Annotated in this window: 14 protein-coding genes; 6 read left to right on the top strand and 8 right to left on the bottom strand. The window is 52.0% G+C overall.

Annotated features, from left to right (window positions below; genetic code table 11):
* Nucleotides 1-3: 3 nt before the first annotated feature.
* The 3 genes from ribH to nrdR form a co-directional block, all read right to left on the bottom strand.
* The gene (ribH, locus tag ABD035_RS10150; protein WP_212714273.1) at nt 4-474 is read right to left on the bottom strand and encodes a 6,7-dimethyl-8-ribityllumazine synthase; all 471 of its coding nucleotides are present in this window, start codon (nt 472-474) and stop codon (nt 4-6) included.
* A gap of 110 nt (nt 475-584) precedes the next feature.
* Nucleotides 585-1,688, bottom strand: a complete 1,104-nt coding sequence (gene ribD, locus ABD035_RS10145; protein ID WP_343869820.1) for a bifunctional diaminohydroxyphosphoribosylaminopyrimidine deaminase/5-amino-6-(5-phosphoribosylamino)uracil reductase RibD — start codon at nt 1,686-1,688, stop codon at nt 585-587.
* Nucleotides 1,685-2,143 carry a transcriptional regulator NrdR gene (gene nrdR, locus ABD035_RS10140; RefSeq protein WP_212714271.1) on the bottom strand — a complete coding sequence of 153 codons (459 nt, stop codon included), beginning with the start codon at nt 2,141-2,143 and terminating at the stop codon, nt 1,685-1,687. Before nrdR ends, ribD begins: the two co-directional genes overlap by 4 nt.
* 182 nt (nt 2,144-2,325) lie before the next feature.
* Between nrdR and lysM the strand changes: the two genes are divergently transcribed.
* Entirely contained in the window at nt 2,326-2,760 is a 435-nt protein-coding gene (lysM, locus tag ABD035_RS10135; protein WP_212714270.1) for a peptidoglycan-binding protein LysM, read from the top strand.
* 7 nt (nt 2,761-2,767) lie between these two features.
* Nucleotides 2,768-3,319: a DUF3251 domain-containing protein gene (locus ABD035_RS10130; protein ID WP_343869815.1), complete on the top strand. Its 552-nt coding sequence runs from the start codon at nt 2,768-2,770 to the stop codon at nt 3,317-3,319.
* Nucleotides 3,320-3,533: 214 nt separating this feature from the next.
* Here ABD035_RS10130 and secF read toward each other — a convergent pair whose 3' ends face one another.
* From secF to queA, 5 genes are all read right to left on the bottom strand, one after another.
* The gene (gene secF / locus ABD035_RS10125; RefSeq protein WP_212714268.1) at nt 3,534-4,502 is read right to left on the bottom strand and encodes a protein translocase subunit SecF; all 969 of its coding nucleotides are present in this window, start codon (nt 4,500-4,502) and stop codon (nt 3,534-3,536) included.
* Nucleotides 4,503-4,512: 10 nt separating this feature from the next.
* The gene (gene secD / locus ABD035_RS10120) at nt 4,513-6,360 is read right to left on the bottom strand and encodes a protein translocase subunit SecD (protein WP_343869812.1); all 1,848 of its coding nucleotides are present in this window, start codon (nt 6,358-6,360) and stop codon (nt 4,513-4,515) included.
* A gap of 25 nt (nt 6,361-6,385) precedes the next feature.
* Entirely contained in the window at nt 6,386-6,718 is a 333-nt protein-coding gene (yajC, locus tag ABD035_RS10115) for a preprotein translocase subunit YajC (RefSeq protein WP_025902503.1), read from the bottom strand.
* Between the two features lie 25 nt (nt 6,719-6,743).
* Nucleotides 6,744-7,868, bottom strand: a complete 1,125-nt coding sequence (tgt, locus tag ABD035_RS10110) for a tRNA guanosine(34) transglycosylase Tgt (RefSeq protein ID WP_025902504.1) — start codon at nt 7,866-7,868, stop codon at nt 6,744-6,746.
* Between the two features lie 84 nt (nt 7,869-7,952).
* Nucleotides 7,953-9,023, bottom strand: a complete 1,071-nt coding sequence (gene queA, locus ABD035_RS10105) for a tRNA preQ1(34) S-adenosylmethionine ribosyltransferase-isomerase QueA (protein ID WP_343869808.1) — start codon at nt 9,021-9,023, stop codon at nt 7,953-7,955.
* A 102-nt stretch (nt 9,024-9,125) separates the two neighbouring features.
* Here queA and ABD035_RS10100 point away from each other — a divergent pair, with 102 nt between their 5' ends.
* The 4 genes from ABD035_RS10100 to ABD035_RS10085 all read left to right on the top strand — a co-directional run bounded on the left by ABD035_RS10100 (nt 9,126) and on the right by ABD035_RS10085 (nt 13,311).
* A complete protein-coding gene (locus tag ABD035_RS10100) occupies nt 9,126-9,707 on the top strand; it encodes an acyl carrier protein phosphodiesterase (RefSeq protein ID WP_343869806.1) in 582 nt (193 codons plus the stop codon).
* A 113-nt stretch (nt 9,708-9,820) separates the two neighbouring features.
* Nucleotides 9,821-10,423, top strand: coding sequence for a peroxiredoxin C (locus ABD035_RS10095; protein WP_212714264.1), 603 nt, complete (start codon nt 9,821-9,823; stop codon nt 10,421-10,423).
* 666 nt (nt 10,424-11,089) lie between these two features.
* A complete protein-coding gene (locus ABD035_RS10090) occupies nt 11,090-11,626 on the top strand; it encodes a hypothetical protein (RefSeq protein ID WP_343869803.1) in 537 nt (178 codons plus the stop codon).
* Between the two features lie 386 nt (nt 11,627-12,012).
* On the top strand, nt 12,013-13,311 hold the full coding sequence (locus tag ABD035_RS10085) for a mechanosensitive ion channel family protein (RefSeq protein WP_212714262.1): 1,299 nt from the start codon (nt 12,013-12,015) through the stop codon (nt 13,309-13,311).
* The last annotated feature ends 12 nt before the right edge of the window (nt 13,312-13,323 follow it).

Here is a 13,323-nt window from a genome sequence, read left to right as displayed (position 1 = left end):
AGATCAGGCGTTAATAGCTTCTAAAACATTAATCATTTCAAGTGCGGTCAGTGCCGCTTCGGCACCTTTATTACCCGCTTTAGTACCGGCACGCTCAATAGCCTGCTCGATATTTTCGGTTGTTAACACCCCGAAAGCGACAGGAATGTCGCTGTTCATTGCCACATTGGCAATACCGGAACTGGCTTCCCCGGCCACAAATTCAAAGTGGGCTGTTCCGCCACGGATCACGGTTCCGAGCGCGATCACCGCATTATATTTACCGGTGTTGCACAGCGCGCGCGCAGCCAGAGGTAATTCGTAAGCTCCGGGAACCCAGACGACGGTAATATTTTCATCTTTCACCTGACCAATACGTTTCAGCGCATCGATAGCACCGTTCAGCAGGCTGTCATTGATAAAATTATTAAAACGGGCAATGACAATGGCAACGTTAGCTTCAGGCGTTGCTACAGCAGCTTCGATAATTTTCATACACTTCCTTTCAGGTAAAAATCGCTTTCAGGTAAAAGTCGGGTCGCCCGGCAAGGGGGGCGAATTTTAGCATACTCTTTCGCGCTCTGCTCTCGCTTTTGCGCAAACTCTTATTCAGGGCGTAAAATAACCCGCAAGTCATCACCGATACGGCGAACATCCTCAAAACAAAATGCCGGGGCATCGGCCAGCCGGGTGAGCCCCGGTAAGGCACATAGCCCGCGGGCTTCATTACCGAGAAGCTTCGGTGCCAGGTAAACAATCAGTTCATCCACCACCCCCGCGCGTATCAGCGCGCCAGCCAGTGTCGCACCGGCTTCCGTCCAGACACTGTTAATCTGCTGGCGGCCTAACTGCATCATCAGTGCCACGAGGTCAAACCCTCCGTCGTGTTCCGGCACCACTATCTGCTTCACTGTCTCCGGCCATTCTCCCTCGGGACGGGAGCGTATCAGCCAGGTGTCACCTGGCCCGGAAAACACCGACTGTGAAGGCTGTAATTGCTGCTGCCGGTCGGCTATCACACGGACAGGCTGGCGAAGGTGAGTGGCACCGCCGATGGCCGTCAGTGTCTCACTGTCCAGTGAACCCGCACGCACGGTCAGGGCCGCATTATCGGCAATGACCGTTTTAGCCGTGCTGAGAATGGCGTGGCTCTGTGCGCGGAAGTGCTGCACATCCCTGCGTGCGGCCGCGGAAGTGATCCACTGGCTCTCGCCACTCGCCATGGCCGTTCGGCCATCCAGCGAAGCCCCCAGTTTTAACTGTACCCACGGAAACCCGGTGCGCATACGTTTCAGAAAACCGCGGTTCAGGGCCTCGGCGTCCTGTTGCATCAGACCATGACTGACCTCAATGCCGGCCTGGCGCAGACGATAGAGTCCCCGCCCCGCTACTTCCGGATTCGGATCCTGCATCGCGGCCACCACACGGGAGACGCCTGCCGCAATTAAGGCATCACAACACGGGGGGGTTCGGCCAAAATGGCTGCACGGCTCCAGCGTAACATAGGCCGTGGCACCCCGGGCCGCGTCTCCGGCGGCACGCAGCGCATGGACCTCGGCGTGAGGTTCCCCGGCCCGCTGATGCCAGCCTTCCCCGACAATCTGCCCGTCCCGGACAATCACACATCCGACATTCGGGTTAGGGGCGGTGGTAAAGCGGCCGCGTCTGGCCAGCTCCAGCGCCCTGGCCATAAATACCTGATCAGTCATTCACGTTTATCCTGTAAACGGGCAATCTCTTCGCCGAATTCGCGGATATCCTCAAAACTGCGATACACAGAGGCAAAGCGGATATAGGCCACTTTATCCAGCATTTTCAGTTCATCCATCACCAGGTTACCCAGCATTTTACTGGGGACCTCTCTCTCTCCGGTGGCCCGCAGATGCGCTTTGATCCGGTGAACGGCACTGTCCAGCGCGTCTGAACTTACCGGACGCTTCTCCAGTGCCTTCATCATGCCGCGTACCAGCTTATCTTCGTCAAAGGGTTCACGCACATCGTCACTTTTTACCACTCTGGGCATCACCAGTTCTGCCACCTCAAACGTGGTAAACCGTTCATGGCAGACCAGACACTGACGACGACGACGTACCGATGAACCCTCACTGACCAGTCGGGAGTCTATGACCTTGGTATCTACGGCTGCGCAAAACGGACAATGCATCGAATTATTCCCGGGCTTAAGTAATCATTCAGTCTAGTGTAACCCGAAGACATCGTTAACTAAATGTATTCACGTGCGGTGACTTTCATTTTGCCGTAACCGCGTTATTCTTTATCACTGTTTACGACTATGCTTAATGTGTTTATCGTAAAGATCCTCAAAAAAATCAGGAGTCAATCAGTATGGGTTTATTTAGTTTTGTTAAAGAAGCTGGCGAAAAATTATGGGATTCTGTCTCTGCAGACGATGGCAGCAAGATCCAGGATCATTTAAAAAAACTGGGCCTGCCTGACAGCGATAAAGTGAATGTCAGTGTCAATGACGGGACAGCCACCGTGACCGGTGATGGCCTGAGCCAGGAACTGAAAGAAAAAATTCTGGTTGCCGTCGGTAATGTGGCGGGGATCACCCATGTGGATGACAAAGTCAGCACCGACGGCCCGGAAACGGCACCGACGATCTACACCGTAAAATCCGGAGACACCCTGAGTGCTATCTCTAAGCAGGTTTACGGGGATGCTAACCAGTACAATAAAATTTTTGAAGCGAACAAGCCTATGCTCTCCAGTCCGGACAAAATTTATCCGGGTCAGGCACTGCGCATTCCTCAGGCATAATATTCGCATGAAGAAAACCAGCCTCAGCATCATTGCCGTTTCGTTATTACTTGCGGGGTGCAGTTCGTCGCAGCCCCCGGCCCGGCTGACCGACAGTGTCGGCCAGCTGAACCGGGATCTGAGCCGGTTATCTGCTCAGTCAGAGGCTTTGGCTTATCAGCGGCAACTCAATGCGGTGTCCACCCGCGGCGCCTGGCTGCTGCCTCTGGCGGACAGTGCGGTGTCACTCGTTACCGCGCAAGGTAAGGTGCTGACAAAACTGGCTCCGGTAAGTCCCGGGGGCTTGCCGGTATTACTGGTTAAAAACCAGCAGACCTGGTCGCTGCCCCCCTTCACGATCACGGCCGAACTGGCGACGGTCTCTGATGAACAGGGATACCGGAATGCTGTCCCGGTGATTGTGAAACGCCAGGTGTTACAGCGGGCGGTTCCATTGGCGCCGTCGGAACAGGCCCGCTTTATTCTGCCGGAAATCAGGCTTAAAGAGGGCCGGGTGCTGGTGGTCAATGTGCATCAGTTTATGCCGGAAATCTCAGCCGCGGTTACGCGCCCCCGTTAACCGGGCGGGCAATCCTGAGATAGATCGACCGTTTTGTGACGGTAAAACGCCTGATGAACTTCATCGGGCGTTTTGTGGTTAAGGGACGGATGTCATCTCTCATGATGACAGTTTGCCATGACCGGGGCTTGTGTGAGGTGTGGCAGACGACTCAGACCATAAAAAAGGCAGCCCCTGCGGGCTGCCTTTTTCAGAGTTATGACGGGAAATCGTATTACGGTAACAACGATTTCTGATCCGCCCCCTCTTTTTCAACTTTCTGAACCAGCATATGTTCACGCTTCATGCCCAGCTTCAGTGCCAGGGCAGAGGCCACATAAATGGATGACACTGTACCGATGGTGACACCGATTAACATGGTCAGCGAGAAGCCACGCAGTAATTCGCCACCGAACAGGAACAACATCAGTACCACCACCAGCGTGGTCGCTGAGGTCATAATGGTACGGCTCAGTGTCTGCGTCAGCGAGACATTGACGATGTCGTACGGGGTTCCACGGCGGATCTTGCGGAAGTTCTCACGAATACGGTCAGAGACCACGATGCTGTCGTTCAGCGAGTAACCGATAACCGACATCAGTGATGCGATGATGGTCAGGTCAATCTCGATATGGAACAGCGAGAGGATCCCCATCGTGATCACCACGTCGTGCGCCAGTGCCAGCACTGCCCCCAATGCCAGTCGCCACTCAAAGCGGAAACCGACATAGACCAGGATACAGATCAGCGCGACAAGTAATGCCATGCCCCCGGCCTGGGCGAGATCACTGCCGACACTCGGTCCGACAAACTCGATACGTTTGACTATTGCCGTCTGGCTGGTGGCCTGATTTATGACAGAGACAACCTTGTTCCCCAGTTCCTGTCCGGTATTTCCGGCATGCGGGGACAAGCGCACCATCACATCACGGCTGCTGCCGAAGTTCTGGACTTCCGGCTCCATGAATCCGGCATGTTGTAATGCCTGACGCATGGTATCCAGCTCGCCGGGTTTCTCCAGAGTAATTTCAATCACCGTACCGCCGGTGAAATCCAGACCCCAGTTAAAACCACGGACACCCATCACGACGACAGACGCTATCAGCAGGATCCCGGAGATAGCGAAAGCCACATAGTCCCAGCGCATAAAGTCGTAGACTTTACGGCCATAATTTAACTGTTCAACACTATATTGCTGTGCCACTACGCGCTCCTCAAATTGACAGCTTGTTGATACGTTTGCCGCCATACAGCAGGTTCACGATGGCACGTGTCCCGACAATTGCTGTGAACATGGAGGTCGCAACACCGATGGCCGTTGTGATAGCGAATCCTTTGATGGACCCGGTACCGACGGCGTACAGGATGATTGCAGTAATCAGCGTCGTAACGTTGGCATCGACAATACTGGAGAACGCACCACGATATCCCTCGTGAATAGCCTGCTGAACACTGCGACCATTACGAAGTTCTTCTTTTATACGTTCGTTAATCAACACATTCGCATCGACGGCGACCGCGAGGGTTAATACTATCCCCGCAATACCTGGCATGGTTAAGGTTGCCCCCGGCAGCAGCGACATGATCCCGACAATCAGAACCAGGTTGGCAATCAACGCTGTGGTGGCAATCACACCAAACTTTTTATAGTACAGGACCATAAACAGGATAGAGGCAATCAGTCCCCACAGGCAGGCATGCAGACCCTGATTAATGTTCTGTTGTCCCATGGTCGGGCCGATGGTACGTTCTTCAACGATCTGAATCGGCGCAATCAGCGCTCCCGCACGTAACAGTAACGATAACTGACGCGCTTCGTTCGGATTGCTGATACCGGTAATGCGGAAGCTGTTACCCAGGCGTGACTGAATATTTGCCACGTTGATAACTTCTTCTTCTTTTTCCAGAATCGCACGACCTTTGGCATCTTTCTTACCGCTGTCTTTGTACTGCACAAACAGGGTTGCCATCGGTTTACCGATATTGTCCTTGGTATAATCAGACATCATATTTCCGCCGGCACTGTCGAGGGAAATATTAACCTGAGGCTGGTTATACTCATCCATACTGGACGTGGAATCGGTAATATGGTCACCGGTCAGGATCACACGCTTGTACAGCACCACCGGCTGGCCATCACGGGTCATCTTAACTTCAGAATCCCCTGGCACACGGCCCTGAGCTGCCGCCGCAGGATCAACAGAGGTGTTGACCGGACGGAACTCCAGCGTTGCTGTCGCGCCGAGGATCTCTTTAGCACGCGCAGTGTCCTGGATACCCGGTAACTCAACCACGATACGGTCAGTTCCCTGGCGCTGAACCAGCGGTTCTGCCACACCCAGCTGATTCACACGGTTACGCAGAATGTTAATGTTCTGTTGAACCGCATATTCACGGGCTTCGCTCATCCGTGCATCGGTCATGACTGCGGTCAGGGCGTTATTTCCTGCAGAGTTAATGACTAAGTCACTGTGACGCGGAGTGAGGTAGCTGATGGCTTTATCCCGATCAGTCCCGTTCGCGAAACCGATGGTGACACCATAGTTAGGCGCTTTACCGATCGTGGTATACGGGATGTTCTGAGCACGTAAATCACTGCGCAGGCTGTCGGAATTTTGTTCCTGCAGCTTACCCAGTGCGGTGTCCATATCCACTTCCATCAGGAAGTGAACACCACCACGCAGGTCCAGACCCAGTTTCATCGGATCGGCAGACAGCATTGCCAGCCACGCCGGGGTTGCCGGGGCGAGGTTCAGAGCCACAACGTAGTTGTCACCCAGGCCACTCACCAGAGCTTCACGGGCACGGAGCTGGATATCGGTATTATTAAAGCGGGCAAGAATGGCCCCATTTTCCAGGGCAATGGATTTGCTCTGGATATGGTCCTGCCGGAGAATATTCTGGATCTGATCCAACGTTTGCTCACTGGCGGCGGCACCCCGCGCGCCAGTGACTTGCACGGCCGGATCCTCACCATACAGGTTGGGAAGTGCATACAGCAGACCGAGCAGGAGAACCACGATCAGCATGATGTACTTCCACAAAGGATAACGGTTTAACACGGCAATTCCCTTAGGGAAGAAAAAATTACAGCGCCTTCATTGTGCCTTTCGGCAGAACGGCAGCCACGAAATCACGTTTGATCACGACTTCAGTCGTATCATTCAGAGCAATAACCACGTACCCGGTCTCTGACACTTTGCTGATACGGCCCACTAATCCGCCATTGGTTAACACTTCATCGCCTTTGGTGATTGAGTCCATCAGCTTCTTGTGTTCTTTAGAACGCTTCTGCTGCGGGCGCAGAATCATGAAGTAAAAGATCAATCCAAATACGACCAGCATGATCACCATAGAATACGGACTTCCCTGAGACGGGGCACCCGTAGCGGCAACAGCGTCAGAAATGAAAAAGCTCATTAAATTTCCCTCATTGGATTTATAGTCAAACGTTTAAGGCAGGGACGTCTTTCCCCTTCCTTTGATAAAAATCAGTGACAAATTGCTCTAAATTACCGTCTTCAATCGCCTGACGTAAACCGGCCATCAGACGCTGATAGTAACGCAAATTGTGGATAGTATTCAGCCTTGCACCTAAAATTTCATTACAACGGTCCAGATGATGCAAATAGGCACGGGTGTAATGGCGACACGTGTAACAATCACACTCTGCATCCAGCGGAGAGGTATCATCTTTATGCTTAGCATTACGGATTTTAACCACCCCGTCGGTCACAAACAGATGACCATTACGGGCATTGCGGGTTGGCATAACGCAATCAAACATATCAACACCACGACGCACGCCTTCGACCAGATCTTCAGGTTTTCCGACGCCCATCAGGTAACGTGGCTTATCTTCCGGGATTTGCGGACAGACATGCTCAAGGATGCGATGCATATCTTCTTTCGGCTCCCCGACAGCCAGACCGCCCACAGCGTACCCATCAAATCCTATCTCTACCAGTCCTTTAACAGAGACATCTCGTAAATCTTCGTAAACACTGCCCTGGATAATACCGAACAATGCGTTTTTATTCCCCAGAGAATCAAAACGGTCACGGCTACGTTTCGCCCAGCGCAACGACATTTCCATCGAACGCTTCGCATAATCGTGGTCAGCCGGGTAAGGCGTACATTCATCGAAGATCATCACGATATCGGAACCGAGATCGTACTGAATTTCCATCGACTTTTCGGGGTCCAGGAAAATGGCATCGCCGTTGATCGGGTTACGGAAATGTACCCCGGCTTCGGTGATCTTACGAATATCGCCCAGGCTGAAGACCTGGAAACCGCCGGAGTCGGTCAGGATAGGCCCCTGCCACTGCATGAAGTCATGTAAGTCACCATGTAACTTCATGATTTCCTGACCAGGACGCAGCCATAAATGGAAGGTATTCCCCAGGATAATCTGCGCGCCGGTGTCTTTGACTTCTTCCGGTGTCATTCCTTTGACCGTACCATAGGTGCCCACCGGCATAAATGCCGGGGTTTCGACCACACCGCGATCGAACACTAAACGACCGCGACGGGCACGACCTTCGGTAGTAATTAATTCAAACTTCACACAACCTCCACCAGAGAAACAGTCTGATGTTAAGAGTTAAACATCTGATCAGCGGCGGTTTCCGGACGGAAACTGCCAGCCCTTTTATTCCCCGACCTGCTGTTCAGCCGCCTGAGGATTTTTAGTAATAAACATCGCATCACCGTAACTGAAGAAACGATATTGCTCTGCGACCGCCTGCTGATATGCCTGCATCGTATTCCGGTAACCGGCAAACGCGGAGACCAGCATGATAAGCGTGGATTCAGGCAGGTGGAAGTTGGTGATCAAAGCATCAATCACCTGATATTGATATCCCGGATAAATAAATATCTGCGTATCATCAAAAAACGGCGCGATCAGGCTCTCTCCGGCGGCCTGCGCGGCGCTCTCCAGAGAACGTACAGAAGTTGTTCCGACGGCGACCACTTTATTGCCACGGGCTTTACAGGCCAGCACCGCATCCACCACGTCCTGAGGGACTTCGGCATATTCCGAGTGCATTATATGGTCTTCAATACTGTCCACCCGTACCGGCTGGAATGTGCCGGCCCCCACATGCAGGGTGACAAACGCCATCTCCACGCCTTTTGCGCGCAGAGCCTCCAGCAGACCATCATCAAAATGGAGTCCCGCGGTCGGAGCCGCCACTGCCCCCGGACGGGCGCTGTAGACCGTCTGGTAGAGCTCACGGTCAGACTCTTCATCCGGACGGTCGATATAAGGCGGCAGTGGCATATGGCCGACCTGATTGAGGATCTCCAGCACGGCACGCTCATCATCAAAAGCAATCTCGAATAAAGTGTCATGACGGGCCACCATGGTGGCTTTCACACTTTCATCATCGCCTAACAGCAATTCGCTGCCGGGCTTCGGGGCTTTTGAGGCACGGACATGGGCCAGCACCCGGTGCTCATCCAGCACCCGCTCGACCAGCATCTCAATCTTACCGCCACTGGCTTTGCGCCCGAAGACTCTGGCCGGGATCACCCGGGTATTATTGAACACCAGCAAATCCCCGGCATTCAGTTTTTCCAGCACATCGGTAAACACCCCGTGGGTGAGCTCGCCTGTCGGGCCGTCGAGGGACAGCAGGCGGCAGCTGCTTCGTTCTGCCCGCGGATAATGGGCAATCAGGGACTCAGGCAGTTCAAAATTAAAATCAGCAACGCGCATGGCGGAATATTCCGGGTAAAAAATCAGGCGGCATAGTGTAACGGAAAAGCTGGGATTACTGAACCTCTGGCTGTCAGGTCGGAGTTCGGCCTATAATACCCTATGAATTTTCTTGCACATCTGCACCTGGCCACACTGGCCGAAAGCTCGCTGCTCGGGAACCTGATGGCCGATTTTGTACGCGGTGATCCGGATACCCATTGGGATAGCGCCACCGCTGAAGGTATCCGTCTGCATCGCCGGCTGGATAGCCTGACCGACGCCTTACCGGAAGTCCGTGCCGCCCGCCTGCTCTTCCGGGAGGAGACCCGCCGCGTCGCGCCGATCACCCTCGATGTTATCTGGGACCATTTTCTGGCCCGCCACTGGGATCATTACTGTCCGGCAACCCCGCTGAGTCTCTTTTGCCGGCAGGCCGAACAGCAAATCCGTCCGTTTCTGCCCGATACCCCGGACGCTTTTCGCAAACTCAACCAGCTGATGTGGCCTGAGCGCTGGCTGGAAAAATACGGTCAGCCGGAACGGCTGGCGCTGGTACTGAATGGCATGGCGAACCGCCGCCCGAAACTTGACCAGTTACGTCATTCTTATCAGGATTTTGTGGAGAATTATTCAGCACTGGATGCGCTGTTTTCTGTTTTTTATCCACGCCTTATGCAGCTTGCCGCAGAAAAAAGGCTGTAAAAGCACGTTTCGGCTGTCATACTCTTGTCAGCAAATGAAACGATGATAATCTACAGAAAATGACATACCCCAAGGGTATGTTGTTGTTAATCCCTTAACCGATTGGAGTGATTATGGTACTGGTTACCCGTCAGGCCCCTGACTTCACGGCAGCAGCCGTACTGGGCAATGGTGAAATTGTTGAGAATTTCAACTTTAAAAAACACATTGCAGGTAAACCTGCCGTCCTGTTTTTCTGGCCAATGGACTTCACTTTTGTGTGTCCTTCAGAATTAATCGCTTTTGATAAGCGTTATGCTGAGTTTGAAAAACGTGGTGTGGAAGTCGTTGGTGTTTCTTTCGACTCCGAGTTCGTTCATAACGCATGGCGTAACACCCCTATCAATGATGGCGGTATTGGTCCGGTGAAATATGCGATGGTGGCTGATATTAAGCGTGAAGTTCAGCAGGCGTATGGCATCGAACATCCGGATGCAGGCGTTGCTCTGCGTGGTTCTTTCCTGATCGACAAAGACGGTGTTGTTCGTCATCAGGTAGTGAACGATCTGCCACTGGGCCGTAACGTTGACGAAATGCTGCGTATGGTTGATGCGCTGCAGTTCCACGAAGAGCACGGCGAAGTCTGTCCTGCACAGTGGGAAAAAGGCCAGGAAGGTATGGGCGCTTCTCCGGAAGGCGTTGCAAAATACCTGACCGCAAACGCCGGCAAGCTGTAAGTTACCTTGCTGAAATAACCCGCTGCGGCGGGTTATTTTTTTGCTCTCCCCTGCCTTATCCTCTGCCGGACTCTGCCGGTAATCACCTCCGTTTTGCCCTCCGTTTATTATCACTCTGTTCAACCGGAAACCCTTTCATTTATCCCGCGATGCTGAATCACGGCGCAGAATATTGTTAGAGCACAGCAATAGCCTGATACATTCTTCAGTACTATATCCCGCCCCCCGCTATGCATGACAAACAGATACCCCGTCACTCACTGTTTCAAATTGAGTCACATCGCTCAAAAGAACCGATACAGATCACATTAGATCGTGCCCATTAGCATGGAAAAGGAGTATTATCGCCCCGTAACACACACAATTATCAAATTCTGTCATTTTATGCGGACTGCCGGATCTTAGCCGCCAGATTGCTGGCAGTTTATTCGGATGCATAACACTTTATCCCCTCCGGAAAAGCCAAAGCGTTTCAGATAGTTTTACAAACGGCACGGTATCGCGTTCTTCGGGTTACGCTTTAGAATCACTTTGATGTCTGCCAACACTACGCGGAAGAGAAATACAGGGAAATTGGAACAGCAAACGTATAACCTCAATAGATTGTTTACTTTTAAAATAAAAAGTATATAGTTTTACAATACTTTTTATTGGGAAGGTCTAAGCATGAAAGATTCGGCAATAGTTGTATTCACCGCTCGTGGTAAAGATTGTTTAATCGCTGACGGTGGATCTGGTTCCTGGGTCCTGAATGAAAAAAGAGCATCGGCCTGTAAGTATCTTGTCTGCGTTCAAAACCGGGGACCGGCTGATTATCACAATGATGATTGGGGAAATGTATCTGCTCCCCATAAAAATGCTTTTTTTGTAGGCAAAATTTCCGATGTCGTTCTTGCCCCTGATTGGGATGGAGAACGCCCCAAACGCTGGTTAATCAGAGTCGATGAATATGCAGAAATCGCGTACGAAAACATGTGGGATGGTGCCAGAAACCCTGTTGCATATACTTCGTTAAAAGGACTGGGTATTGATGAAGAAAAGCTTCAATTCAATAAAATGCCTTATGTTGAAGTCGTATCCCCTAAGATTACTGAGAATAAAAATAGTGATACTGAGGGCATTACTATTCGGCAGGCAAAAATACTTTTATCAAAAAAGTATGATGTACCTCAAGAAAGTATAGAGATAATTATCAGGGCGTAGTCGTGCTTTGATTTGAGCCGCGCAGTTGACAGGAGATACGTTATTGGGGCAATAAAAGCATTCCTGAAGGTATTAAGGTAAATATTCCTGTTATTCCAATCGATAACGTTAAGTCAGTCAATCCATCGGGGTGGTTTCCCCGATAAAAAATAAAAATGCCAGAGGGGCCAGACACTTTAAAAACCATACTGCAGAGTAAAGTGTTTTCACCGTATTGGTGCAAAAGTCACCTTATCAGGTGACTTCCTCTATGGTATGCATCGCAGGCCCCGGCCGCCTTACAGGTAAAGTTTTGTATTCACGGCCGTTAATTTTGTTTGTCATTCGCACTCCCCTGCTGAAACCCTTAAGCTAAGAGAGTTGAGATAATTAACGCAGGGAGCTTTATGCAACAGCAAATCATCGAATGGCTGCAATCACTGGGCCTGACTCATTATACCAATGCATTGTCGGTCGTCGCGGTACTGGTCGCCATCGTGTTTATTTCACTGGTCATACACCTTCTGCTGCACAAATTGATGCTGCCGATGTTCAAGCGACGTGCCGAAGCCAGCCCCTACCAGTGGCCAAAGGCGCTATTGCGCCACAAGCTGTTCCACCGTGTCACCTGGCTATTACAGGGGATTTTATTCCAGTTACTGACCCAGGCGTGTCTGGATAATAATTCGGCCCTGTTCAGCACACTGATGACAGCGGTCCAGCTCTGGATGATCCTGTTCACCTTGCTGATTGGTTTTTCACTGCTGGATGTGGTGCAGTCGGTCACTGCCCGCAGTATGCTGGCCCGACAACTCCCGCTGCGGGGCATTCTGCAAAGTATTAAGCTGGTTGCTGCTATTCTTATCAGTATTCTGATGATCTCCGTCCTGCTCGGGAAATCCCCCGGCGTGTTACTGACCGGACTGGGGGCGATGACCGCCGTCCTGATGCTGGTCTTTAAAGATCCTATCCTCGGTCTGGTCGCGGGGATCCAGCTTGCCGCCAACGATATGCTGAAGCTGAATGACTGGCTGGATATGCCAAAGTACGGCGCGAACGGTGCCGTCATAGATATCAACCTGACGACCGTGAAAGTTCAGAACTTTGATAACACTATCGTGACCATCCCGGCCTATGCCCTGATATCGGATTCCTTTAAGAACTGGCGTGGGATGTCAGAGTCCGGTGGCCGCCGGATTATGCGCAGCCTGAATATCGATGCCACCAGCATCCACTTTCTGTCAGAGCAGGAAGCTGAACAGCTGAGTCAGGCCCATTTTCTGGTCCCTTACATGAACAAAAAGCGCCAGGAAGTGACCGACTGGAATAAGAAAAATGCCGAAGGCAGCGCCTCGGCTCTTAATTACCGGGCACTGACAAATGTCGGCACGTTCCGGATCTGGCTGGAAAACTGGTTGCGTAACCATCCGCAAATCCGCCAGGACATGACGCTGATGGTCAGACAACTGGCACCGACGGAAAACGGCTTGCCGATTGAGATCTACGCCTTTACTAACACTACCGACTGGAATGAGTACGAGAATATTCAGTCTGATATTTTCGATTATATTTATGCCGCCCTTCCGGCGTTCAGTCTGCAGGTGTTTCAGAATCCGACCGGGAGTGATATGCGGGCACTGGGGGGTGGCTTAGCCGGGGCGGTCACCGCCGCACGTAGCTCGTCGGCGGAGAGCTCAGCCCCTTAGCCGATGGCCGGA

The organism is Tatumella terrea, assembly GCF_039523755.1.
GTDB lineage: Bacteria > Pseudomonadota > Gammaproteobacteria > Enterobacterales > Enterobacteriaceae > Tatumella > Tatumella terrea.
Note: the sequence above shows the minus strand (reverse complement) of the source record. Positions and strands in the feature narration are given on the sequence as shown.